This window comes from Microbispora sitophila (assembly GCF_014892245.1).
Classification (GTDB): domain Bacteria; phylum Actinomycetota; class Actinomycetes; order Streptosporangiales; family Streptosporangiaceae; genus Microbispora; species Microbispora siamensis.
The window spans coordinates 1-21,909 of record NZ_JADBGC010000048.1; the positions used below are offsets into that span (position 1 = coordinate 1).

A 21,909-nucleotide genomic window follows, 5' to 3' on the forward strand; every position below is an offset into this window, starting at 1 on the left:
GACAGCTACCGGCTCAAAGACCGTGACCTGGGCCGCGTGCCCGCGGCCAAGACCAACGACTGAAGATCGACAAACGGGTCCAGATTCGAGCGTCGCCACTGGTCCCACATTCGAGCGACGTTGACACTTGGCAGCCAGCGCCTCGCGACCACCGTCCTCCAGCGGCCACCAGCAGTTGTCCGACATCCGCGCCGCTGGAACTCCCGCGCGACCTGGGGGGGAACCCAAAGCATGTTCGCCAACCCCACCACAGCATCGCGGATTCCCCCTCGGGCCGCGAGCCGTCGGAGCCGGCGACCGGCACCGCATCGGGAAAGCTCCCCTACCGGGACAGCCCGGCGGGCTGCCGTACAAGGGCAACACCGGGCGCTTCCCCGAATACGACCGGCCGGGCCGGTTCGTCCCCTCCAACCCCGACGACGGCGAGGAGTTCCTCCGCCGCTGCCGGGAGCGGGCCGAGGAGCAGCGCCGCGCCTACCGCGAGCAGCAGCGTCAGGCGGAGAAGAACCAGGACCAGTAGTAGCGGGCTACGGGGCGAGCCCGATCCGGCGCAGCGCCAGCCAGGCGAAGCCGAGCACGGACCGATCCCAGGGCCGTGCGAGAAGCACGTTCTCCAGCGTCAGTTCGCTCACCTCGGGGATCGGCTCGTCGCCCTCCTCTGAGGTGAGATGGCACGGGTATCAGTCCACAAGGGATTCGACACCCGTCCCCTGGGCGGAGCTCCGCAGACGCGTAAGGCCCGGGCGTGGACGTACCGGCCCAGCTGAGAGTCCTGACGTCCGCGAACGCCGAAGAGCGGCACCGGGCGCTCTCGGAGGCCGCGGCGGCCGGACGTTCAACGGTCTGGACGCGTGCCCCCGATCGGGGGTCGCCGCGCGGGCGGCCGAGTTGCCGGCCTGGTTCCCCGCGGAGGAGTCAGCCGTCGCCGCACTCCGAGAGATCCCCGCGCCCGCGGCCTGTGTGGCGGCTCGGGCGAGCGCCAACCTCACCCTCGCCCACTTCCCTGGCGCCGACCCGGACGTGGACCGGGACCAGACCCGCCAGCCGGGTTCCGGCTTCTACGACGTCAGGCTCACCGCTGCCGTCGCGCCGGCCTTCAGGCTGGGCGACCACCTGCCGGAGGCCGCGCTGCGACCGCTCGCCGAGGCGCGCGACCGTGCTTCCGAGATCTCCGCGGGCCCTGCTGGCGCCGGGCGCGCCCACGATCTTCATGGAACGACCAGCCGGACGTTCACCATGCGGAACGGGGTCGACTACGCCCTCGTCCCGCTCGAACTGCGCAGCTACGGCCCGGCGGCGGTCAGCCGGCAACAACTCGACGCCGACCTCATGGCCATCTCCGGCTACCCCTGCGGCCTGATCCCCGCGCAGGCGCCGGCGCAGCCCCGGCCGTCTTGCCACTACCCCCGGAGGCAACGCGGGTCAGCAGCTCCCTGAGCGGACCCACATCGGGAGTTAACATCTAAATCATATATAGGCTGAGGCAAGAATCCGATACCATCTGCCTTGATGGCGATCCCACTCCATCTGAGGAGAACCCGGATAAAGATGACGGACTGGCAGCTTCTAGCCCCGGACGAGGACACCCTCGCCCTCGCCGACACCGCCCGCGCCCAGTTCCGATCGCTGCACGGCCCGGCGGCCGTGCGTGCCGCCCTCGACGGCGGTGTGCCGGACGGGTGGGAGACGGTCGCGGACGGCGGCTACGCCGACATCGGGATACCCGAGGACCTCGGCGGGATCGGCCGGGTGATCGACCTGGTGGTCATGCTCGAAGAAGCCGGGCGCACCCTGCTGACCGCTCCCCTGCTGGCGTCGGCGCTCGCGTTCCGGACGCAGGTCGCGGCCGGGGTGCACCGCGAGGACTTCCGGCGGGCGCCCGCGGGCTTCGGGATCGCCGAGGGGGTCGTCGACGGGAACGGCCGGTGCCACGTCGAGCGGGCGCACGTCCTGGGCGGCCCCGGTGCCGCCGCGTTCACCCTGATCGTTCGGGGCCCGGACCGGGCGTGGGTCGTCGTGGTCGATCCGGAGGCCGAGGGGGTCGAGCCGGTAGGGCAGGCGACCCTGATCGACCCCTCCCGGCCGTTCCCGGCGTTCCGGCTCGGGGGCGAGGCAGGCGTGGCCTGCGCCGAGTGCCGGGAGCTGCCGCTCGGCGACCTGGACCGGGTGCTGGCGGGAGCCCGCGTCTGTGTCGCCGCCGACCTGGTGGGGACCGCCGCGGGTGCCCTGGACGCGGCTGTCGGGCACGTGCTCCAGCGCAGGCAGTTCGGCCGGGCCATCGGCACCTTCCAGGCGGTGAAGCACCAGCTCGCGGACGCCTACACGGCGGTCGAGCGGGCCCGCAGCCTCGCCTACGGCGCGGCCCTGAGCCTCGCCGGGGCGCCGCCCGGCGACGCGGCCACCCGGGACTGCCTGCTGGCCAACGCGGTCGCGGCCGAGACGGCCGTGCGGGTCGCGTCGCTGTTCACCCAGCTGATGGGCGCCATGGGGGTCACCTTCGAGGCGGACTGCCACCTGTTCCTGCGGCGCGCCCACCTGACGGCCTGCCTGCTCGGGGAGCCGGACGACCTGTACCTGGCGGCGGCGCGGATCGAAAGGCGGATCTCCCGATGACGGATGTGACCTCCGAGTTCGAGGCGTTCCTCGACGGCTTCCTGCCCGCCGACTACGCGGAGGACTACCGGCGCTACCGCCGCGACGTGAAGCTCCGCACCGACTACCAGGCCGCCGCGTTCGACGCGGGCTGGCTGATACCCGAGTGGGGTCCAGACGAGGGCGGGCGCGGCCTGAGCGTCCCCGACGCGTTGGCCGTCAAGCTCGCCGGGGCGCGCCGCCGGGTGCCGCGGCTGATGAACATCCAGGGCGCCGGGGTCGCGGCGCCGGCCATCCGGGCGTTCGGCACCGCCGCCCAGCGGGAGCGGCTGCTCCGGCCGGCCGCGCGCGGGGACGAGTGGTGGGCGCTCGGCATGTCGGAGCCCGGCGCCGGGTCCGACCTCGCCGCGCTGCGCACGACGGCGACGCTCGCCGACGGAGTGTTCACCGTCAACGGCCAGAAGGTGTGGACGACGCAGGCGGACGAGGCCCGGTGGTGCGCGTTGTACGTCCGGACCGACCCGGAGGCCAGGCCGCACCGCGGCATCTCCTGCCTGGTCCTCGACCTGCGCAGCCCCGGGGTGGAGGTCCGGCCGATCCGCACCGCCGGGTCGGCGGTCGAGTCCTTCTGCGAGGTCTTCCTCGACGACGTGAAGGTGCCCGAGGAGGCGCTGCTGGGCCCGCTGCACGGCGGCTGGGGCGTCGCCATGTCCAGCCTCGAACACGAGCGGGACATGATCTGGATCAACACCTGGCTGGAGACCACCCGGGCGCTGGAGCCCACGCTGACGGCGCCGGAACTGTCGGAGCACCAGCTCGTCCGGCTGGGCCGGTCGCTGGCGGACGCGGAGGGGGTGCGGCTGACCGGGCTGCGGACCGCCGCCCAACGGTGGGCGGGCCTGCCGTCCCCCGCGTCGTCGATCCTCAAGCTGCTCGGCTCGGAGTCGGTGCAGCGTGCGGCCCTGCTGTCGCTGGAGACCGCCGGGACGCGGGCGTTCGACGACCCCGCCCTCTTCGACGAGCGCCTCGAATCGCTGGCCGCCACCATCTACGGCGGCACGTCGGAGATCCAGCGCGACATCATCGCGGAGCGTACGCTCGGACTACCGAAAGGCACACCATGACAGACATCCACCCCCTGCTGGGCAGGACAGCCGTCGTGTCCGGGGCCGGGCGCGGACTGGGCCGGGCGATCTCCACCGCGCTGGCCGGGGCGGGCGCCGTGGTGTGCGGCGTCTCGCGCAACGCGGAGGAGCTGGAGAGCCTCGCGACGGAGATCAAGGCCGCGGGCGGCCAGGCGTACGCCTTCCCCGCCGACATCCGCAGCTCCGCCGACCTGGACCGGCTGCGCGACGCGGTGCTGGCCGAGGTGGGCGGCGTCGACATCCTGGTGAACAACGCCGGCAACCTGGTCAAGCGGCCGGTCGTCCCGCTGCCCGTGGACGAGGCGTCCGGGGAGAAGGTGGGGCAGCCCGGCTCGGGGCCGGCCGGCGTCGCCATGACCGACGAGGAGTGGGACTCGGTGCTGGACACGCACGTCCGCGGGTCGCTCCACCTCGTGAGATCATTCGTTCCGGGGATGCTGGAGCGGGGGCGCGGCCGGGTGATCAACATCGCGTCGAGCAGCGTCGCCCGGTCGGCCAACCTGACGGTGAGCTACCAGGTCGCCAAGGGCGCCATCGCCCAGCTCACCCGGGCGCTCGCCAAGGAGTGGGCGGCGTTCGGCGTCACCGTGAACACCATCGCTCCGGGGCACTTCCGCACCAGCATGACCCAGGCTCTTCACGACAGTCCCGAAGGTCAGGCCTGGCTGAAGGAGCGCATCCCGATGCGGCGCACCGGCGATCCCAGGGAGCTGGGGGCGCTGGCCGTCCACCTGTCGGGGGACCTCGCTTCGTTCATCACCGGCCAGACCATCTTCATCGACGGCGGTGAAACACTCTGATGACCGAGTCCGAGATCCCACCACGCCCCCGCCGCGTGCCGTTACGGACACCCCGGGTTGCCGAGGCCCTGGCGGCGCAGCTCAGGCTGCGCATCCTGGAAGGTGATCTCGCCGACGGGGCGGAACTGCCCACGGAGCCGGTGCTGCTCCAGGAGTACCCGGTCAGCCGGCCGAGCCTCCGCGAGGCGTTCCGCATCCTCGAGACGGAGGGGCTGGTGGTCGTCCGCCGCGGCAAGCGCGGCGGCACCGTCATCAAGGCCCCGACCCCCGGGTCCGCCGCGTACCACATGGGGCTGCTGCTGCACGCGCGCGCCACCCCCATGCGGGACCTGGCGGCGGCCCGCAACCTGCTGGAGCCGCTGTGCGCGGAGCACGCGGCCCGCCGCGACGACCACGCGGCCGTCGCCGAACGGCTCCGGCAGCTCAACGACGAGGCCGCGCAGGTCGTGGAGGACGGGCCGGCGTTCACCGGGGCGTCGGTCAAGTTCCACGAGGGGCTGGTGGACGCGGCCGGCAACGAGACGCTCCGGGTGGTCGTCGGGATGCTGGAGAGCGTCTGGAGCGTGCAGGAGCGGGGGTGGGCCCGCCGGGCGTCCGACGAGGCGAGCTATCCGGCGGTGGACCGGCGGCACGCGGTGCTGCGGGCGCACGGCGCCATCGAGAAGGCCATCGAGGCGGGGGACGCGGCGCTGGCCGGCAAGCTCATGCGGGCGCACCTGGAGGCGTCGCAACTGTACGTCGCCTCGGACGACGCCCCGCCGGTCCAGGTGCTGGACGAGTACGGCAATCCGCGCATGGATCCCCGGGACTGACCGGAGACCACGAACCGGTACGCCAAGGCCGGCCAGGTCGTGGACCTGGCCGGCCTTTCCCTTTGCGGCTACCGCCACGCGGCCACCGGGTAGATGCCGTCGAACCCCTCGGCGGCGACGGCCCGCGCCAGCAGGTCGGTCGACCTGATCCGCCCGGCCGGCCGGTGCAGCACGCTCTGCAGGTGGCGGTCGATCACGGTGAGGTCGTGCTCCTCGCACAGGCCCATGGCGCCCAACACCTGGTGCCCGTTGGCCAGCACCGTGTTCGCCGCCTCGATCATCTGCACCCGCAGCGCCAGCAGGTCGGCCGACCGCGCCTCACCCCGGCGGACGAGCCACCACGCGTGCAGCGCCAGCTCCTCCAGTCCGTCGAGCGCGAGGGAGATGTCCGCGACGCGCCACCGGATCTCGCCGAACTTGCCGATCGGCTTGCCGAACTGCTGCCGGTCGCGGGCGTGCGTCACCGCCAGCTCGACGGCGGCGGCGAGCGCGCCGGCGACCCAGAAGGCGTCGAGCAGCATGCGCATCGCCGTGACCCGCGCCGCGTCCACGCCCGGCACCCCGGCGCCGAGGACGACGTCGGACGCGAACGGGTCCAGCGGCGCCGGGCGCGGCGCACCGGCCGTCACCCGGCGGGCGACACCCCGGTCCAGGTCGACGGCGACCGCGTCGCGCAGCAGGTCCGCGTGGTCCAGCCGTTCGGTGTCCCCCGAGGTCAGGTGGACGCCGCCGACGTCACCGCGCAGGTCCGCGGGTACTGCCAGCTCGTGCGCCAGCGGCCAGGGCAGCACGACGGCGCCCGCCGCCCGGGCCGCCAGCATGACGGCGGCCGACTCGTCCTCCTCGCCCCACGGGTCGAGGCCGCGCAGGTCGAGCCGGTCCAGGGCGGGCGCGACGAGCGCCTCCCGCCGGGTCCGGTCCGCCTCGGCGGCGCGCGCGAGGTCCACCCCGCCCAGCGTGTCGAGGGCCCTGGTCACGCTCTCCTGGTAGGCGACGGCCGCCTGCGGCCAGTCACGACGCACGCCGGTCCCCCTCGATCGACGACCGGGCGACGAGCATGCGCTGCACCTCGATGGTGCCGGACGCGATGGTCGCCGAACGGGCGTACCGGAACACGTCCTCGACGTGGCCGAGCAGGCCGGCCGACGGGTCGGGAACGAGGGCGTCGGCGCCGGAGACGTCGAGAGCCAGCTGAGCCACCTCCTGGTCGAGTTGGATGGAGGCCAGCCGAGCGGTGGAGGCCTCCCGGTCGGTGAGTCGGCCGGCGTCGTTCAGCGCGACGGCGCGGTAGTTGAGCAGCCGGGCCACCCGGGCGTGCACCAGTGCGCGGGCGTACTCGTGCAGCGCGGCCGGTTCGGCCAGGGACGGGTGGCCCGCCAGCGCGGCGAGCACCCGCTCGTCCCGGGCATACCGGGAGATGCCGATCCGCTCGTGCTTCATCACCCGCCGGATGACGTCCCAGCCGCGGCCGACCTCGCCGAGCACCGCGCCGGGGCCGACCCGGACGTCGTCGAAGAACACCTCGTTGAGGTGCTGCTCACCCATGATCGAGTCGATCGGGACGACCCGGATGCCGGGTGAGTCCATCGGCACCAGGAAGACGGTGATGCCGTCGTGCTTGGCCGTCCCCCTGCCGCTGCGGGCGGCGAGGAAGCACCACTGTGCCAGTCCCGCGTACGAGGTCCAGATCTTCTGGCCGTTCAGCACCCACTCGCCGTCATGGAGCTCGGCGTTCAGCTGCAGCGAGGCGAGGTCGGAGCCCGCGCCGGGTTCGCTGAACCCCTGGCACCACACGGCCGTGCCGGAGGAGATGGCGGGCAGGTGGACGGCCTTCTGCTCCGGCGTGCCGACCTCCATGATCACCGGTCCGACCCAGTTCAGGCCCATGTACTGCGGTCCGCGGGGCTCGAAGTGCGCCCACATCTCCTCCCGCAGAACGGCCTGCTGCCAGATGTCGGTGCCGGCGCCCCCGTACTCCTCGGGCCAGCTGAGCGTGAGGAGCTGCTCCTCGGCGAGACGCTCGACGACCCTGGTCACCACCGACTGGACCGCCGGGTCCGGCGAGAACGACGTCGTCCAGTCGTCGGGGAGGAGCTCCGCCAGCAGGGCCCGCAGGCGGACGCGCAACGCGTCCGCCCGCGTTCCCAGCCGGAGATCCACTGAGGTCTCCTCGGGCATTACTCCCCCGCACTCACGGCGGCTTCGACACACTTGCCGTTCGGGCACGGCTGAGCGGGTACGAAGACGCCGAGCTGGTCGGCATCGATTCCGATGCGCTTGTCGGGACCGAACGTGTACGTGCCGTTGGCGCCCTGGAAGGTTCCCCCGGAGACGAGCGCCTTCTTGATCGCGTCGGCGTCGGTGGACTTGGCCTGCTGCGACGCCTGGGTCACCAGCAGCGCCCAGTCGAAGGAGACCGCGCCCACCGAGTCGAGCGCGTTGAACTCTGTCTTGCCCTTGGCCTTGAGGTAGAGCTTGACGAAGTCCGCCGTGATCGACGCGTCGCCGGTCGAGGACGACAGGAACGTCTTGGCGATGGGCCCGGCGGCGAGGGTCTTCTTCATCCCCTCCGGGATGAGCTCGGTGGTCGCCGGGTCGCCGATGCCGAGCACCGCGGACATCTGCGGGTTCCAGCCGATCTTGTTCAGGCTGGACATGGTGGCGACCAGCGGGGCGCCGTACGACCAGACGATGAGCGACTCGGCGCCCGAGTCCTTGAGCTTGATGAGCTGCGCGGTCACGTCCGAGGCGGTGTTCGGGAAGCTCTCGTGCACGATCTTCACGTCCGGGAACCGGCTCTGCGCGATGGCGAGCGTGTCCTTGGTCTGCGAGGTGCCGAAGGCCGAGGAGTCGTCGAGCACGGCGACCGTCTTGCCGGCCGACGCCGCGTACGCCAGCAGCGGCGTGATCGAGGTCTCGCCGGAGGTGCCGGCGCCGGTGCTGAACGCGTACTTGTACCGCTTGGAGTCGCCGACGTCGGCCGCGATCGAGCCGATGCCGCCGGCGGTGTCGCCGGGCACCTTCACCTGGTTGAGCACGTCCTGCACGGGCGGGAACGCCTCGGTGGTGAAGTACAGCGCGGACACGCCGTCCTGGGCGAGCGCCCGGGTGGCGGCGACGGCCGCGGTCGGCTCGCCCTTGGTGTCCCGCTGCTCGATCACGATCTTCGTGCCGGGGTTGTGCTGCTGCACGTACTCGGCGCCGGCCTTGAGCCCGGCCAGCGAGTTCTGACCGCTCGGGGAGAGCGGGCCGGTGAGCGCCCCGACGAAACCGATCTTGATGGTGGAGCCTTCGGCCTGGTCGCCGGAGGATCCGCCGTCGCCGCACGCGGCGAGCGCGAGCAGCGCCGCGCACGCCATGGCTGTGCCCACTGTGGCACGTGTCCTCATGGGGGGTCGTCCTTCCTGGGGGTTTCCGTGTGGGTGGGTCAGGAGAGGTAGGCGGCCTGCAGCAGGTCGGGCAGTTCCGGGTCGGTGCCGCGCACCCGGTGCGCGACGTGCCCGTGCCGCAGCACCACGACGTCCGCCTCCAACTTCTGGGCGACCTCGGCCCGCTGTTCGACCAGCAGGACGGCGAACCCGGCGTCGCGCAGGTCGGCGAGGATCTCGATGGTCCGGCCGACCAGCTTGGGCGACAGGCCGTTCGTGGGCTCGTCCAGCATGATCACGCGGGGTGCGCCGGCCACCGCGCGGGCGATGGCGAGCATCTGCTGCTGGCCGCCGGACAGGCCGCCCGCGAGGCGCTGCAGCATCGGGCGCAGCTCGGGCAGCAGGTCGAGCGGGTCGAGTTCGGGCTTGCGGGCAGCGCGGGCCGCGGCGACCCGGAGGTTCTCGGCCACCGACAGGCTCTTGAACACGTGCCGGCCCTCCAGCACGTGACCGAGCCCGGCCCGGGCCCGCCTGCTCGCCGGGAGGTTGTCGAGGCGCAGGTCGTCCAGCCAGATCCCGCCGCCGGCCGACTCCAGCCCGCCGATGCCGCGCAGCGTGGAGGTCTTCCCGGCGCCGTTGGCGCCCAGCAGGGCCAGGCAGGTGCCGGGCTCGACGGTGAGGGACAGGTCCTCGACGGCGGTGACGCCGCCGTACCGGACGCGCAGCGTGTCCACCTTGAGCCGGCCGCCGTTCACGCGACCCCCATGTACGCGGCGCGGACGCTGTCCACGCTGTGCAGGTCCCCGGGCTCGCCCTCCCAGAGCACCGTGCCGAGGTCGAGGACGACGACACGGTCGACCAGGCGGCTGATCATGTCCAGGTGGTGTTCGACGATCACGACGGCGACTCCCGCTGCGGCGACGTCACTGACGACGCGCTCGAATCCTTCGATCTCCGCGGCCGACAGGCCGGCCGCGGGTTCGTCCAGGAGGAGGACCTCCGGACAGGTGCCGAGGGCCATGGCGGCCTCAAGGAAGCGGAGCTGGCCGTGGCTCATCACCCGGCTCTCCCGGGTGCCGGCGGCCGGGTCGTGCGGGTCGAGGCCGCCGAGCTCCAGCAGGGTTAGCGCGCCGCGCCGGCAGGCGTCCCGCATCGCCTCGTCACGTTCCCCGTGGACAGCCGGGAGCGCGAGGTGCTCCTCGATGCTCATGCCGGGGAACGTCTTCGGGGTCTGGAAGGTGCGCGACACGCCGTGCTTGGCGACGGCGGCGGCTCCCAGTCCGCCGAGGTCCGTCCCGCGCAGGGTGATCCGGCCGGCGGTCGGCGGGTAGTGCCCGGACACGACGTTGAGCAGCGTCGTCTTGCCCGACCCGTTCGGCCCGATGAGGCCGACGATCTCGCCGCGCCGCAGCTCCATCGACACCCCGCCGAGCGCGTCCACGCCGCCGAAGCTGCGCCGCAGGTCGGTGACCTTCAGGATCGGCTCGCCGGGCGCGCGCTCCGGCACCTCCACCTCCGGAGTGGCGGCGAGGTCGCGCAGCGCCTGGGGGGCGGGCGCCGCGGTGCGGCTGAACAGGCCGCGCGGCCGCAGCCGCATGAGCACGATGAGCAGCGCGCCGTACAGCAGGTTGTTCAGGTGCGGGTACGCGTCGAGGCGCAGCGGGATCAGCACGAGCAGCACCGCGCCGACGACCGGGCCGAGCCGGGAGCCGCTGCCGCCGAGCACCACCATGACCAGGAACAGGATGGACAGGTTGGAGGAGAAGGCGTCCGGCGAGATGTAGGCGGACAGGTAGGAGAACAGCCCTCCGCTGAGCGCGCCCAGCGCGGACCCGGCGGCGAAGGCGACGACCTTGGTGAGGTAGCCGGAGACGCCGAGCGCGGACGCGCCGATCGGCTCGTCGCGGACCGCGACGGTGGCCCGGCCCAGGCGGGACGTCCGATACCGGGCGTGCAGCCAGTAGCCGACGCTCGCCACGACGACGATCACGATCGCCACGACCCACGGGGTCGACACCGGCTCGCCGCCGAACCAGAACCTGGCGTCGATGCCGGCCAGGCCGTTGTTGCCGCCGGTCACCGACTGGAACTGGATGAGCATGTCGTTGACGACGAGCATCAGGCCGAGCGACATCATGGCCAGGCCGATCGCGCCCAGCCGTCCGGCCGGGAACCCGGCCAGCGCCCCGGCGGCGAGCCCGGCCAGCGCGGCGACCGGCAGCGTCGCCCAGATCGGCCAGCCGTGCGAGACCACCAGGACGGCGGTGACGTAGGCGCCGATGGCGAACGACGCGCCCTGACCGAGGGACAGCGCGCCGGCGTAGCCGGTGGTGATGTTGAGTCCCAGCGTGGCGACCGCGTACAGGCACACCAGTTGCAGGACGTAGCCGTTGTAGGACAGCGGGCCCCACAGGGCCAGCAGCGTCGTCGCCACGACCAGCAGCGCCGCGCCGTGCGCGGCGGGCCTGGCGAGCACCCGCCGGACGGGCGCGGGGGTGGCGTCGCGGCCGCGTGCCGCCGCGGCGCGCAAGGTCCGGGACAGGGCGGAGAGCCGGTACGACATCACACCGCCCGCACCGGTGCCGCGCCGAACAGGCCGTGCGGGCGCACCACGTAGACGACGACGAGCAGCAGGAACACCGTCAGGTTCACCGTGAGGCTGCCGACGTGGACCCCGGCGAACTGGCTGACCACACCGATGACCAAGCCGCCGACGACGGCGCCACCGATGCTGCCCATGCCGCCGATCGCGGTGGCCACGAACCCGTAGAAGGTGTACGACAGCCCCAGCGACGGGGTGACGAGCTGGGTGGAGGCCACCAGCACTCCGGTCACCGCGGCGACCAGCGCGGAAAGCACCGTGGCGATCTGCGAGGCGCGTGCCCGGGAGATGCCGATCGCCTCCGCGCCGTCGAGGTCGTCGGCGATCGCGCGCAACTCCAGCCCGATCCGGGTGCGCCGGTAGAACACGACGAGCAGCCCGGCGACGACCAACAGCGCGGCGACCGCGGTCAGCTCGGCGGGCGACACCGCCAGGCCGGCCAGGTCGAACCGGTGCTTGCTGACGCCGTACGTGAAGTTGCGGGACTCCCCGCTGTAGGGGACGGCCAGCAGTTCGGCCAGGACCACGCTGACCGCGAGGGTGGACAGCAGCCAGGAGGCGGACTGGCCCGACTGCACGAACGGCCGCACCGCGGTCCACTCGACGGTCAGCGCCACCACCACCATCACGGCGAGCGCGGCCACGTAGGCGAGCCAGACCGGCAGGCCGGCGCCCACCGCCACCAGCACCGACATGGGCATGAGCATCACCATCTGCCCGTGGGCGAAGTTGATGACGCCGGTCGTCGTGAACAGCGTGGCGAAGCCGACCGCAACCAACCCGTAGATCGCGCCGTCCGCCAGACCCGGCACGAGCACCGTCTGGAGGAACTCATGCATGGGAGGACCCGCTCCCGGCGCGTGACGTGACGTCTCTCTTCACCATGGCGCGAAACGTATATATGATTTGGATGACAGTCAAGAAGGGCGTCTCGGCGCCCGTGGGGAGGCGCCCGTGTCGGGGAAGAGCGGCCGAGCAGGCCTGGAACGTGCGGATGGGGTGCTGCTCAGCACGGTCGTCGGCGGGACGCTGGTCGTGACCCTCAACCGTCCGAAGTCCGCCAACGCCCTCGACGACGAGCTCATGGACGGGCTGGCGAACCTGTGGCGTGCGGCGGCCGGGGCGCCGGAGCTGCGCGCGGTGCTGCTCACCGGTGCGGGCAAGGCGTTCTGCGCCGGGGCGGACGTGTCCATGCTCTCGGTGCCGAGGGTGAAGGTGGGCGACAGCGCGGCCGAGGAGCTCGACTTCCTGCCCGGACCGCGCCTGGGGATGCCGGTGATCGTCGCGGTGAACGGGGTGTGCGCCGGAGGCGGCCTGCACTTCGTGGCGGACGCCGACATCTGCATCGCGTCGTCGGCGGCCCGCTTCCTGGACCCGCACGTCAGCGTCGGCCAGGTGTCCGCGTTGGAACCGCTGCAGCTGCGGCTGCGGATGCGGCCGGACCTGCTGACCCGCCTCGTCCTGCTCGGCCGGCACGAGTCGCTGTCGGCCGAACGGGCCGAGCGCGCCGGTCTCGTCTCCGAGGTCGTCGAGCCGGACACGCTCGTCGACCGGGGGATGGAGCTGGCCGCGATGATCGGGCGGAACTCGCCGGAGGCGGTGCGGCTCAGCCGCCGGGTGTTGCGCACGTTCGAGGAACGGCTCATCGCCACCGACATGGACCTGGGCTGGGAACTGATCCGGCGGCACCGGCACCATCCGGACGCCGTCGAGGGCCCGGCCGCCTTCCTGGACAAGCGCGAACCGAAGTGGACGACGTCGTGAAGACAGCCGACTGGAACCGCAGGCCGCGGGTGGTCGCCCCCGAGCTCGCGGACGTCTGGCGCCGCCGGGGCTTCCTCACCGAGGAGCGGATCGGCGACCTGCTGGACCACGGGGCGACGCGGTGGCCGGACCGACCGGCGATCATCACCACGCACGGCGAGACGAGCTTCGCCGAGCTGGCCGCCAAGTCCGCCGCGGCCGCGCGGACCCTGATCGCCGCCGGGGTACGGCCGGGTGACGCCGTCTGCTGGCTGCTGCCGACCGGCCCGGACGCCGTCGCCGTCGCGGCGGCGATCTGGCGGATCGGGGCGATCAGCAGCCCGATCGTGCCGCTGTACGGCCCGCGCGAGATCCGCACCGTACTGGACCAGATCCGGCCGGCGGCCATCGTCACGTACGCCGACGACCGGCGCCGGGCCTATCCCGACGAGTTCGACGAGGCGCTGCGCGACATCTCGCACGAGCCCGCCGCACGGCTGCTCACCACCGGCCGGTCGGCGGGCTGGCGGGCGGCCGACGGGGAGGGGCCCGGCGCGCTGCCGGCCGGGATCGAGCCCGCCGCCCCCGGGGACCCCTGCCTGGTGCTGTTCACCTCGGGCACCGAGTCCGAGCCCAAGGGCGTGGTGCATTCCGTGGCGGGCCTGCGGCACGAGCTGCGGACGACCGTCGTGGAGTGGGGCCTGACGTTCCGCGACCGGATGGTCATGGCCTCCCCCATCACGCACATCACCGGCCTGCTGCAGGGCTTCATGATCCCCTGCCGGGTGGGGGCCACCGCGGTGCTGATGGAACGGTGGGACCCGGCGGCGTGCGCCGAGCTGGCCGACCGGACCGGCGCCACCTACATGGCCGGCGCCACGCCGTTCCTGCGTGAGCTGCTCGACGTGTACGCCGCCGAGGGGCGGGACCGGTCGCCACTGCGCCAGTACTGCTGCGGCGGCGCGGCGGTGCCGCCGGCCCTCATCCGGCGCGCCGACGAGCTGGGCGTCGCGGCGTACCGGGCGTGGGGCATGACCGAGCTGCCCACCGCGACGCTGCCCAACGAGCTGGACCCGCTGGAGTTCCGGGCGGAGACCGACGGCCGGCTCGCGCCGGGCGTGGAGCTGCGCGCCGTGGACCCCTCGGGCCGGGACGTCGAGCCGGGCGAGGTGGGCGAACTGCTGCTGCACGGCCCGGAGATGATGCTCGGTTACGTACGCGAGGAGCTGAACGCCCACGCGTTCACCCCCGACGGCTGGTTTCGCACCGGAGACCTCGGCTCGCTGGCCGCCGACGGGCAGGTGCGGATCACCGGGCGGCTCAAGGACGTCATCAACCGCGGCGGCGAGAAGTTCTCGGCCAGGGAGATCGAGGACGCCATCGTCAGGCACCCCGACGTGGCGGCCGTGGCGATCGTCCCGGTGCCCGGCGGCCGGCTCGGTGAGCGGATCGGCGCGGCCGTCGTCTCGGACCGGGAGGACCTGACCCTGGAGGAGGTCGGCCGTGCGGTGACCGGCCAGGGGCTGGCCCGGCACAAGCAGCCGGAGCTGCTGCGGGTGGTCCGCTCGCTGCCGACCAACCCGACCGGCAAGATCAACAAGGCCGCGGTGGTCGAGCTGTTCGACCCGGAAACCGACTGATGGGCGGCCTGCTTGACGGGCGCTGCGTCGTCGTGACGGGCGCCGGGAGGGGCCTGGGCCGCGCCTACGCGCTCGCGTGCGCGGCTCACGGCGCCGGGGTCGTGGTCAACGACGTGGACGGGGCGGCCGCGCACGCCGTGGCCGCGGAGATCGCCGCCGCCGGCGGGCACGCGGTGGCGGAACCGGGCTCCGCCGGGTCGTGGGAGGTGGCGGCCCGGCTGGCCGGGACGGCGGAGCTGGAGTTCGGCCGGCTCGACGGCCTCGTCGCCAACGCCGGGATCACCCACCACGCCCCGCCGTGGGAGGAGGACGAGGCGCGGCTGCGGCGGATCACCGAGGTCAACGTGCTCGGCGTGCAGTTCGCCGCGGTGCACGCCATGCGGGCGATGGTCCGGCGGGGCGCCGGCGGGTCGATCGTCACGGTCGTGTCCGGCGCCCGCTTCGGCATCCCCGGCATGAGCGCCTACGGCGCCACGAAGGGGGCGGTGGCCGCGATGACCGCCGGCTGGGCGCGGGACTGCGCGTCCACCGGCATCCGGGTCAACGCCGTGTCGCCGCTGGCCGAGACCGGCATGGCGGCGCTGGACACCCGGCCCGAACGGCCCGCGCTGGGCGCGCCCGGGGACGTGGCGCCGGTGGTGGTCGCGCTGCTCAGCGACGCCACCCGCGGCGTGACCGGCCGGATCGTCCGCTTCGACGGCACCGATCTCGGCGTGTACACGCCGGAAGCCCTCACCCCGGTCACCGGCTGGACGGCCGGGGATCCCGCCGAGTCGATCGCGGGGGTCCTGGCCCGGCTCGGCGGCCCCGCCACGGCCTGAACGCCCCCTGTCCACCCAGGCCCGGGTCCGCGGCCGGACCACCGTTCGAGACGAAAGCCACCGCTGAAATGATCACTACCGCCTTCACCGAGACCTTCGGCGTGCGGCACCCGCTGCTGTGCGGCGGGATGACCGGCCTGGGCCGGGCCGAACTGATCGCGGCCGTCGCCGAGGCCGGCGCCCTCGGGTTCCTGACGGCGCTGACCCAGCCGACGCCCGAGGCGCTCGCCCTGGAGATCAAGCGCACGCGCGAGCTGACCGACCAGCCGTTCGGGGTGAACCTCACCATCCTGCCTACCATCCGACCCGTCCCCTACGACGAGTACCGGGCGGCGATCATCGAGTCGGGGATCACGGTCGTCGAGACGGCCGGCGGCAACCCGGACGAGCACCTGCCCGACTTCAAGGCCGCCGGGATCAAGGTCATCCACAAGGCGGTCGCGGTACGGCACGCCGTCAAGGCGCAGGCGCTCGGCGTGGACGCGGTCAGCATCGACGGCTTCGAGTGCGCCGGCCACCCCGGCGAGGACGACATCGGCGGCCTCGTGCTCATCGCCGCGGCCAGCCGGGCGCTGGACGTCCCGGTCATCGCCAGCGGCGGCATCGCCACCGGCGCCGGCCTGGTGGCGGCGCTGGCCCTCGGGGCGTGCGCGGCGAACATGGGCACCCGGTTCATGGCGACGACCGAGGCGCCCGTCCACGACAACGTCAAGCGGCAGATCGTGGCGAACTCCGAACGGGACTCGATCATCGTCTTCCGCGAGTTCCACAACTCGGCGCGGGTGGCGCGCAACTCGGTGTCGGAGGAGATCGCCGAGATCTCACGCCGGCCGGGCTCGTCCTTCGATGACGTCGCCCACCTCGCCTCGGGAGTACGGGGACGGGAACGCGTCCTCGGGGCGGGCGACATGGAGGACGGGCTGTGGTGGGCCAGCCAGGCTCAGGGGCTCATCACCGAGGTGGACAGCTGCCGGAACGTGGTGGACCGGATCGTCGCGGACGCCGAGGAGATCATCCGCCACCGGCTGCCGGGGTTCCTGCCGACGGCCTGACCCGGGTCGGCACTGCGGCGTGGCCGGGAGGTCGCACCGGCCCTTGCGCGCGATGCCGCCGCTGACCACCGTGCCGGCTCGGTATGAGGCCACGCACGCCGCGGCTCGGCGGCCGGTTCCGGTGCCGCCGGGCGGGTCAGTTCCCCGGCTGGCCCCACTCGCGCAGCACGTCCGCCGCGTCAGCCGCCGTCCGCGGCACCGGGGCCACCGGGGCGGCCGGGGTGCGGGAGAACCTGGGCGCGGGGGCCGCCTGGACCACGCCGTCCGCCTCGGCGTACGTGCCGCGGGCCGCCAGGTGCGGGTGACCGGGGGCCTCGGCGAAGCTGAGCACCGGGGTGACGCACGCGTCGGTGCCGACGAAGTGCGCGGCCCACTCGTCCCGGGTGCGGGAGGCGAACGCGGCGGTGAACCGCTTGCGCATCGCCGGCCAGTTGGCCGGGTCGTTCTGCTCGCCCAGTTCGGCCGGGTCGATGTCCAGCCCGGCCAGCAGCGCCGCGTAGAAGTGCGGCTCCAGCGCACCCACCGCGACGAACCCGCCGTCGGCGCAGGTGTAGGTGTCGTAGAAGGGCGCGGCGCCGTCGAGCAGGTTGCCCTCTCGTTCGTCGCGCCAGGCCCCCATGCCGCGCAGGGCGAGGGTCATCTGGCTGAGCAGCGCGGTCCCGTCGACCATGGCGGCGTCGACCACCTGGCCGCGGCCGGACCGGGAGCGTTCGAACAGCGCGGCCAGCACGCCGACGAGCAGCAGCATGGACCCGCCGCCGAAGTCGCCGACCAGGTTGAGCGGCGGCGCCGGGGCTCGGTCGGCGCGGCCCATGGCGTGCAGCGCGCCGGTCAGGCCGATGTAGTTGATGTCGTGGCCGACCTGGCCGGCCCACGGCCCGTCCTGGCCCCACCCGGTCATCCGGGCGTAGACCAGGCCGGGGTTGCGGGCCAGGCAGGCGTCCGGGCCCACGCCGAGCCGTTCCACCACCCCGGGGCGCAGGCCCTCGATCAGCACGTCCGCGCGTTCGGCGAGGCCGAGGACGACGGCCCGCCCGTCGGCGGACTTCAGGTCGGCGTGGACCGGGCGCCGGCCGCGCAGCACGGCGTCGGTCGCGCCCGGGGCGCCGAGCCGGAGCCCGCGGCCCGCCGGCCGTTCGATCCGGACCACGTCGGCGCCGAGGTCGGCGAGCACCATGGCCGCGTGCGGGGCCGGGCCGAGCCCGGCGAGTTCCACCACTCGCAGTCCCGCCAGGGGGCCGTCCTTCATCGGGTTCCCGCCTCTCTACTTGCGCTTGCCGTTCACGAACGCGTCGAGCCGGGCCCCGGCCGCGGCGGACGCGGCGGCCTCGGCGATCGTCGCGGCCTCGATGCCGAGCTGATCGGCCAGCGACCGCGCCGGGGCGTCCCGGAGCAGGCGCCGGGTCCGGCCGAGCGCCGGGAACGGCCCGGCCGCGATCCGCGCCGCGGCCTGCCGGGCCGACTCGGCGAGCTCCTCGTCGGGGTGGACGTCGGTGACCAGCCCCCAGTCGGCGGCCTCCGCTGCCGTCAGCCGGCGATCGGTCAACGTCAGGGCGAGCGCCCGGCGCAGCCCCACCACCTGCGGCAGCAGCCAGGACGTGCCGCAGTCCGGGGTCAGCCCCGCCCGGGCGTACGCGGTCAGGAACGTCGCCGACTCGCCGGCGAGCACCACGTCGGCCACCAGGGTGAGAGCCAGTCCGGCGCCCGCCGCCGCGCCCTGGACGGCGGCCACGACGGGGACCTCCAGCCCGGCGAGGGTCAGCACCGCGCGGTGCGCCGTCCGGGCCAGCTCCAGCACGTAGCCGGCGCGGTCCGCGGCGCCGTGCATCGCGGTGACGTCCCCACCGGCGCAGAAGTTGCGGCCGCGGCCGAGCAGCAGCACGCAGCGCACCCCCGGGTCGGCCGCCGCGGCCTCGGCGGCGTCGCCGAGCGCACGCGCCATGGACAGGTCCAGCGCGTTCGAGGACTCCGGCCGATCGAGCTCGATGGTCGCCACCCCGTCGGCGACCTCGTACCGCACCCAGGTCCCGGTGACGGCCTGCTCGTCCACCGGTGCGGTGGTCAGGCCGGCGAGGACCAAGTCGGCGAGGTGCCGGTAGGCCTGCGCGGCGTCGAACCCGGTGGCCGACTGGATGGCGCCGCGCTGGATGGAGTTCATGACCTCGGCCACCGCGGCCCCCACGAACGACGCGTGGATCGGGCGCAGCACCCCGGCCCTGACCCCCTCCGTCACCAGGCTCTGCACCCGCTCCGCGGCGTACCGGGTGTTCTCCTGGTAGACCTCGTTGGCCGGGCCGAAGGCGGCCACGTCCGCGAGGAACGCGGCCGAGGCGGGCTGCAGCTCCGCGGCGACGGCCTCCAGGTAGACGGCGAGCTGCCGGGCCGGGTCGCCGGAGGCGGCGACCCGGGCCTCGATACGCTCGGCCGCCGCCTTGAAGAACGAGCGGACGGCGGCCACCACGATCTGCTCCTTGCTGGGCGCCACCGCGTACAGGGTGGTCCGGGAGCAGTGCAGCCGCTCGGCGAGGTCGCCGATGTTGAACGACGCGAATCCCTCGGCCAGGAACAGCTCGCGGAGCTGCGCCAGTGTCTCCTCGCGCCGGGTGCGAGTCCTGTCGGGCGACGGCATGGCATCGACTCTACGGCAGCCCCTGGCAATCAGTACAATTTCTGATACTTTGGTACTTACTATCGTACTCAAAGGAAGCTTCGATGCCCGCATCGCGTGTCATGCCAAGCGAAGAGAGTGCCGACCTGATCGAGATCGTCCGGCACCTCGCCGACGGGGAACTGGCCCCCCGGGCCGCGAAGGCCGAGGCGGACGAGGACTTCCCGCGCGACGTGTTCCGCACGCTCGGCGCGATGGGCGTCCTCGGCCTGCCGTACCCCGAGGAGTACGGCGGCGGCGGTCAGCCCTACGAGGTGTACCTGCAGGTGCTGGAGGAGGTCGCCCGGGTCTGGTCCAGCGTCGCCGTCGGCACCAGCGTGCACGTGTTGTCGTGCTTCGGACTGTTCAACTTCGGCACCGACGAGCAGCGGCGGGCCTGGCTGCCCGACATGCTCGGCGGCGAACTGCTCGGCGCGTACTGCCTGAGCGAGCCGCACGCCGGCTCCGACCCCGCCGCCATGACCACCCGCGCCGTCCGCGACGGCGACTACTACGTGCTCACCGGCGCGAAGGCGTGGACCACGCACGGCGGGCACGCCGACTTCTACACGGTGATGGCGCGGACCTCGGACGATCGCAGGGGCATCTCCTGCTTCCTCGTCCCGGCCGGCGCCGAGGGCCTGAGCACCGACCCGCCCGAGCACAAGATGGGCCTGACCGCCTCTCCGACCGCGACGATGCGGCTGGACGGCGTGCGGGTGCCGGCCGAGCGCAGGATCGGCGCGGAGGGCGACGGTCTCGGCATCGCGCTGGCCGCCCTCGACTCCGGCCGGCTGGGCATCGCCGCCGTCGCCACCGGCCTGGCCCAGGGCGCTCTGGACCACGCCGTGGCGTACGCGAAGGAGCGCTCGACCTTCCACAGGCCGATCATCGAGCACCAGGGCCTGGCGTTCCTGCTGGCCGACGTGGAGGCGGCCGTGCAGACCGCCCGCGCGATGACGCTGCACGCCGCCCGGCTGAAAGACCTCGGCCTGCCGTTCGGCCGGGAGGCGTCCATCGCCAAGATGGTCGCCACCGACAACGCCATGAAGGTCACCACCGACGCCGTCCAGGTGCTGGGCGGCTACGGCTACACCCGCGACTTCCCGGTGGAGCGATACATGCGCGAGGCGAAGGTCATGCAGATCTTCGAGGGCACCAACCAGATCCAGCGCATGGTCATCGGCCGGTCGCTCGCCGGGAACGTCCCACCCGTGATCACCGCAGTCCACAGGGAGAAGCACTGATGCAGGTCGCCCACACCGCAGTCATCGTCACCGGCGGGGCCTCCGGCCTCGGCGCCGCGACCGCCGAGCTGCTGGCCAAGGAGGACGCGCAGGTCTTCGTGTTCGATCTCAAGCAGAGCATCGACACCGTGGACCCGGTGCCGGGAGTGGAGTACCTCCCCACCGACATCACCAGCCCCGAGGAGGTGCGGGCCGCCGTCGCGACGGCCGCCGCCGGCGAGCCGCTGCGCGCGGTCGTCAACTGCGCGGGCATCGGCCCGTCGGCGCGGATCCTGGGCAGGAACGGCGTGCACGACCTCGACCTGTACGCACGCGTCGTGCAGGTCAACCTCATCGGGACCTTCAACGTGCTCGCCCTGGCCGCCGAGGCGATCGCCCGCACCGAGCCGGACGAGCACGGCCAGCGCGGCGTGATCGTCAACACCGCCTCGGTCGCCGCCTACGAGGGACAGATCGGGCAGGCCGCGTACTCCTCGTCCAAGAGCGGCATCGTCGGGCTGACCCTGCCCGCGGCGCGCGACCTGGCCCAGCACGGCATCCGGGTCAACACCATCGCCCCGGGCATCGTGGAGACGCCGATGCTGTCCACGGTCTCCGCGGAGTTCCGGGAGAGTCTGGCGGCCGGCGTTCCGTTCCCGCGGAGGCTGGCCCGCCCGGACGAGTACGCCCATCTGGCGCTGACGATCATCCACCACGACTACCTCAACGGCGAGGTCATCCGGATGGACGGTGCGCTCCGGATGGCACCCCGCTGACCTCAGCAGCCACGAACGCGGCAAAACTCTCCAGAAGCACCCCTCCGGCAGCCTGAGGCACCCGCCGGCCCCCTCGCTGTTCCCGTACGTGCTGCGCAACCTTCGTCCACGAGTTGCAGCACAGGGATCGCCTGCACGAGCGCGGTCGCACGATGCGGGCAACAGCGCAGCCTGGTCAGCACCTTCCAGCCCTTCAAGGTCGCGACGGCACGCTCACCGATGGCCCGGATACGAACGTGGGCGCGGTTGACGTCCCGCTGCCCGCGGGACAACCAGGGCCGATGGCGATGCGCTTGAATGGCGTACGAATCGTGCCGCCCGCTGACGTGGATCATTCTCCGGTCAGTCAGGTGGTGAGTCCCGCATCGAGGGCCAGGAGAGCGGCCTGGACACGGTTGGTGACCCCCAACGCGGTCAGGATGCGGCTGACGTGGGCTTTGACGGTGCTTTCCCGCATGTCGAGGTGAGTGGCGATATCGGCGTTGGTCTCGCCCTGGGCGAGCAGGGCCAGCACGTCCCGTTCGCGGGGAGTGAGCTGGTCCAGCCGGGCCCGGGCAGCGGCGGCCTTGGCAGGCTGTTGGCGTGGTAGCGATCGATGAGGCGACGCGCCGCGGTGGGGTGGAGCATGGCCGAGCCGGCGACGGAGCTGCACCTCGACGGCGACTGAGGCGCTCATTTGGCGAGG

The 21,909-nt window shown here is 73.2% G+C and carries 21 protein-coding genes and 1 pseudogene; 12 read left to right on the top strand and 10 right to left on the bottom strand.

Features of this window, described 5'->3' with window-relative positions:
- Positions 1–127 precede the first annotated feature (127 nt).
- The 6 genes from IL992_RS44235 (at position 128) to IL992_RS44260 (ending at position 5,349) form a co-directional block, all read left to right on the top strand.
- Positions 128–520 carry a hypothetical protein gene (locus tag IL992_RS44235; RefSeq protein ID WP_193209290.1) on the top strand — a complete coding sequence of 131 codons (393 nt, stop codon included), beginning with the start codon at positions 128–130 and terminating at the stop codon, positions 518–520.
- Positions 521–888: 368 nt separating this feature from the next.
- Positions 889–1,437: a hypothetical protein gene (locus IL992_RS44240; protein WP_193209267.1), complete on the top strand. Its 549-nt coding sequence runs from the start codon at positions 889–891 to the stop codon at positions 1,435–1,437.
- Positions 1,438–1,548: 111 nt separating this feature from the next.
- Positions 1,549–2,613 (top strand): acyl-CoA dehydrogenase, encoded by a 1,065-nt coding sequence (locus IL992_RS44245; protein WP_193209268.1) that lies wholly within the window; start codon positions 1,549–1,551, stop codon positions 2,611–2,613.
- On the top strand, positions 2,610–3,716 hold the full coding sequence (locus IL992_RS44250) for an acyl-CoA dehydrogenase family protein (RefSeq protein ID WP_193209269.1): 1,107 nt from the start codon (positions 2,610–2,612) through the stop codon (positions 3,714–3,716). The genes IL992_RS44245 and IL992_RS44250 overlap by 4 nt, the downstream gene beginning before the upstream one ends.
- Positions 3,713–4,537, top strand: coding sequence for an SDR family NAD(P)-dependent oxidoreductase (locus tag IL992_RS44255; protein ID WP_193209270.1), 825 nt, complete (start codon positions 3,713–3,715; stop codon positions 4,535–4,537). The genes IL992_RS44250 and IL992_RS44255 overlap by 4 nt, the downstream gene beginning before the upstream one ends.
- Positions 4,537–5,349: a FadR/GntR family transcriptional regulator gene (locus tag IL992_RS44260; protein WP_193209271.1), complete on the top strand. Its 813-nt coding sequence runs from the start codon at positions 4,537–4,539 to the stop codon at positions 5,347–5,349. Before IL992_RS44255 ends, IL992_RS44260 begins: the two co-directional genes overlap by 1 nt.
- A gap of 68 nt (positions 5,350–5,417) precedes the next feature.
- On the opposite strand, the gene IL992_RS48815 is transcribed toward IL992_RS44260, so the two are convergent.
- The 6 genes from IL992_RS48815 to IL992_RS44290 are packed head-to-tail and all read right to left on the bottom strand — an operon-like array spanning position 5,418 to position 12,158.
- On the bottom strand, positions 5,418–6,371 hold the full coding sequence (locus IL992_RS48815; RefSeq protein WP_193209272.1) for an acyl-CoA dehydrogenase family protein: 954 nt from the start codon (positions 6,369–6,371) through the stop codon (positions 5,418–5,420).
- A complete protein-coding gene (locus IL992_RS44270) occupies positions 6,361–7,509 on the bottom strand; it encodes an acyl-CoA dehydrogenase family protein (RefSeq protein ID WP_319019229.1) in 1,149 nt (382 codons plus the stop codon). Before IL992_RS44270 ends, IL992_RS48815 begins: the two co-directional genes overlap by 11 nt.
- A 17-nt stretch (positions 7,510–7,526) precedes the next feature.
- Positions 7,527–8,738, bottom strand: a complete 1,212-nt coding sequence (locus tag IL992_RS44275) for an ABC transporter substrate-binding protein (protein WP_226874921.1) — start codon at positions 8,736–8,738, stop codon at positions 7,527–7,529.
- A 38-nt stretch (positions 8,739–8,776) separates the two neighbouring features.
- Positions 8,777–9,472, bottom strand: coding sequence for an ABC transporter ATP-binding protein (locus tag IL992_RS44280; RefSeq protein WP_193209274.1), 696 nt, complete (start codon positions 9,470–9,472; stop codon positions 8,777–8,779).
- Positions 9,469–11,280: a branched-chain amino acid ABC transporter ATP-binding protein/permease gene (locus tag IL992_RS44285; protein ID WP_193209275.1), complete on the bottom strand. Its 1,812-nt coding sequence runs from the start codon at positions 11,278–11,280 to the stop codon at positions 9,469–9,471. Before IL992_RS44285 ends, IL992_RS44280 begins: the two co-directional genes overlap by 4 nt.
- On the bottom strand, positions 11,280–12,158 hold the full coding sequence (locus tag IL992_RS44290) for a branched-chain amino acid ABC transporter permease (protein WP_193209276.1): 879 nt from the start codon (positions 12,156–12,158) through the stop codon (positions 11,280–11,282). Before IL992_RS44290 ends, IL992_RS44285 begins: the two co-directional genes overlap by 1 nt.
- Positions 12,159–12,273: 115 nt before the next feature.
- On the opposite strand from IL992_RS44290, the gene IL992_RS44295 reads away from it, so the two are divergent.
- The 4 genes from IL992_RS44295 (at position 12,274) to IL992_RS44310 (ending at position 16,575) form a co-directional block, all read left to right on the top strand.
- Complete coding sequence (locus tag IL992_RS44295; protein WP_193209277.1) at positions 12,274–13,083, top strand: enoyl-CoA hydratase/isomerase family protein; 810 nt, start codon at positions 12,274–12,276, stop codon at positions 13,081–13,083.
- Entirely contained in the window at positions 13,080–14,702 is a 1,623-nt protein-coding gene (locus IL992_RS44300; RefSeq protein ID WP_319019230.1) for an AMP-binding protein, read from the top strand. Before IL992_RS44295 ends, IL992_RS44300 begins: the two co-directional genes overlap by 4 nt.
- Positions 14,702–15,523, top strand: coding sequence for an SDR family NAD(P)-dependent oxidoreductase (locus tag IL992_RS44305; protein ID WP_193209279.1), 822 nt, complete (start codon positions 14,702–14,704; stop codon positions 15,521–15,523). Before IL992_RS44300 ends, IL992_RS44305 begins: the two co-directional genes overlap by 1 nt.
- A 68-nt stretch (positions 15,524–15,591) precedes the next feature.
- Entirely contained in the window at positions 15,592–16,575 is a 984-nt protein-coding gene (locus IL992_RS44310; RefSeq protein ID WP_193209280.1) for an NAD(P)H-dependent flavin oxidoreductase, read from the top strand.
- A 136-nt stretch (positions 16,576–16,711) separates the two neighbouring features.
- Here the strand turns inward: IL992_RS44310 and IL992_RS44315 are convergent, their stop codons facing one another.
- Both IL992_RS44315 and IL992_RS47350 read right to left on the bottom strand, forming a co-directional pair.
- On the bottom strand, positions 16,712–17,824 hold the full coding sequence (locus IL992_RS44315; RefSeq protein WP_193209281.1) for a CaiB/BaiF CoA transferase family protein: 1,113 nt from the start codon (positions 17,822–17,824) through the stop codon (positions 16,712–16,714).
- Between the two features lie 15 nt (positions 17,825–17,839).
- Positions 17,840–19,204 carry an enoyl-CoA hydratase-related protein gene (locus IL992_RS47350; RefSeq protein ID WP_226874923.1) on the bottom strand — a complete coding sequence of 455 codons (1,365 nt, stop codon included), beginning with the start codon at positions 19,202–19,204 and terminating at the stop codon, positions 17,840–17,842.
- A gap of 83 nt (positions 19,205–19,287) precedes the next feature.
- Here IL992_RS47350 and IL992_RS44330 point away from each other — a divergent pair, with 83 nt between their 5' ends.
- Both IL992_RS44330 and IL992_RS44335 read left to right on the top strand, forming a co-directional pair.
- Complete coding sequence (locus IL992_RS44330) at positions 19,288–20,469, top strand: acyl-CoA dehydrogenase family protein (RefSeq protein WP_193209282.1); 1,182 nt, start codon at positions 19,288–19,290, stop codon at positions 20,467–20,469.
- Positions 20,469–21,224 (top strand): SDR family NAD(P)-dependent oxidoreductase, encoded by a 756-nt coding sequence (locus IL992_RS44335; RefSeq protein WP_193209283.1) that lies wholly within the window; start codon positions 20,469–20,471, stop codon positions 21,222–21,224. Before IL992_RS44330 ends, IL992_RS44335 begins: the two co-directional genes overlap by 1 nt.
- 98 nt (positions 21,225–21,322) lie before the next feature.
- Here the strand turns inward: IL992_RS44335 and IL992_RS44340 are convergent.
- Both IL992_RS44340 and IL992_RS44345 read right to left on the bottom strand, forming a co-directional pair.
- Positions 21,323–21,546: pseudogene (locus tag IL992_RS44340) on the bottom strand (transposase family protein); the annotation flags it as partial.
- 24 nt (positions 21,547–21,570) lie between these two features.
- The gene (locus IL992_RS44345) at positions 21,571–21,900 is read right to left on the bottom strand and encodes a response regulator transcription factor (RefSeq protein WP_226874924.1); all 330 of its coding nucleotides are present in this window, start codon (positions 21,898–21,900) and stop codon (positions 21,571–21,573) included.
- Positions 21,901–21,909 lie beyond the last annotated feature (9 nt).

Excerpts from the sequence above, each read along its gene's own strand:
- IL992_RS44245 (WP_193209268.1), top strand. The coding sequence starts at position 1,549 with ATGACGGACTGGCAGCTTCTAGCCCCGGACGAGGACACCCTCGCCCTC.
- IL992_RS44250 (WP_193209269.1), top strand. The coding sequence starts at position 2,610 with ATGACGGATGTGACCTCCGAGTTCGAGGCGTTCCTCGACGGCTTCCTG.
- IL992_RS44255 (WP_193209270.1), top strand. The coding sequence starts at position 3,713 with ATGACAGACATCCACCCCCTGCTGGGCAGGACAGCCGTCGTGTCCGGG.
- IL992_RS44260 (WP_193209271.1), top strand. The coding sequence starts at position 4,537 with ATGACCGAGTCCGAGATCCCACCACGCCCCCGCCGCGTGCCGTTACGG.
- IL992_RS44275 (WP_226874921.1), bottom strand. The coding sequence starts at position 8,738 with ATGAGGACACGTGCCACAGTGGGCACAGCCATGGCGTGCGCGGCGCTG.
- IL992_RS44285 (WP_193209275.1), bottom strand. The coding sequence starts at position 11,280 with ATGTCGTACCGGCTCTCCGCCCTGTCCCGGACCTTGCGCGCCGCGGCG.
- IL992_RS44290 (WP_193209276.1), bottom strand. The coding sequence starts at position 12,158 with ATGCATGAGTTCCTCCAGACGGTGCTCGTGCCGGGTCTGGCGGACGGC.
- IL992_RS44305 (WP_193209279.1), top strand. The coding sequence starts at position 14,702 with ATGGGCGGCCTGCTTGACGGGCGCTGCGTCGTCGTGACGGGCGCCGGG.
- IL992_RS44310 (WP_193209280.1), top strand. The coding sequence starts at position 15,592 with ATGATCACTACCGCCTTCACCGAGACCTTCGGCGTGCGGCACCCGCTG.
- IL992_RS44315 (WP_193209281.1), bottom strand. The coding sequence starts at position 17,824 with ATGAAGGACGGCCCCCTGGCGGGACTGCGAGTGGTGGAACTCGCCGGG.
- IL992_RS47350 (WP_226874923.1), bottom strand. The coding sequence starts at position 19,204 with ATGCCGTCGCCCGACAGGACTCGCACCCGGCGCGAGGAGACACTGGCG.
- IL992_RS44330 (WP_193209282.1), top strand. The coding sequence starts at position 19,288 with ATGCCCGCATCGCGTGTCATGCCAAGCGAAGAGAGTGCCGACCTGATC.
- IL992_RS44335 (WP_193209283.1), top strand. The coding sequence starts at position 20,469 with ATGCAGGTCGCCCACACCGCAGTCATCGTCACCGGCGGGGCCTCCGGC.
- IL992_RS44345 (WP_226874924.1), bottom strand. The coding sequence starts at position 21,900 with ATGAGCGCCTCAGTCGCCGTCGAGGTGCAGCTCCGTCGCCGGCTCGGC.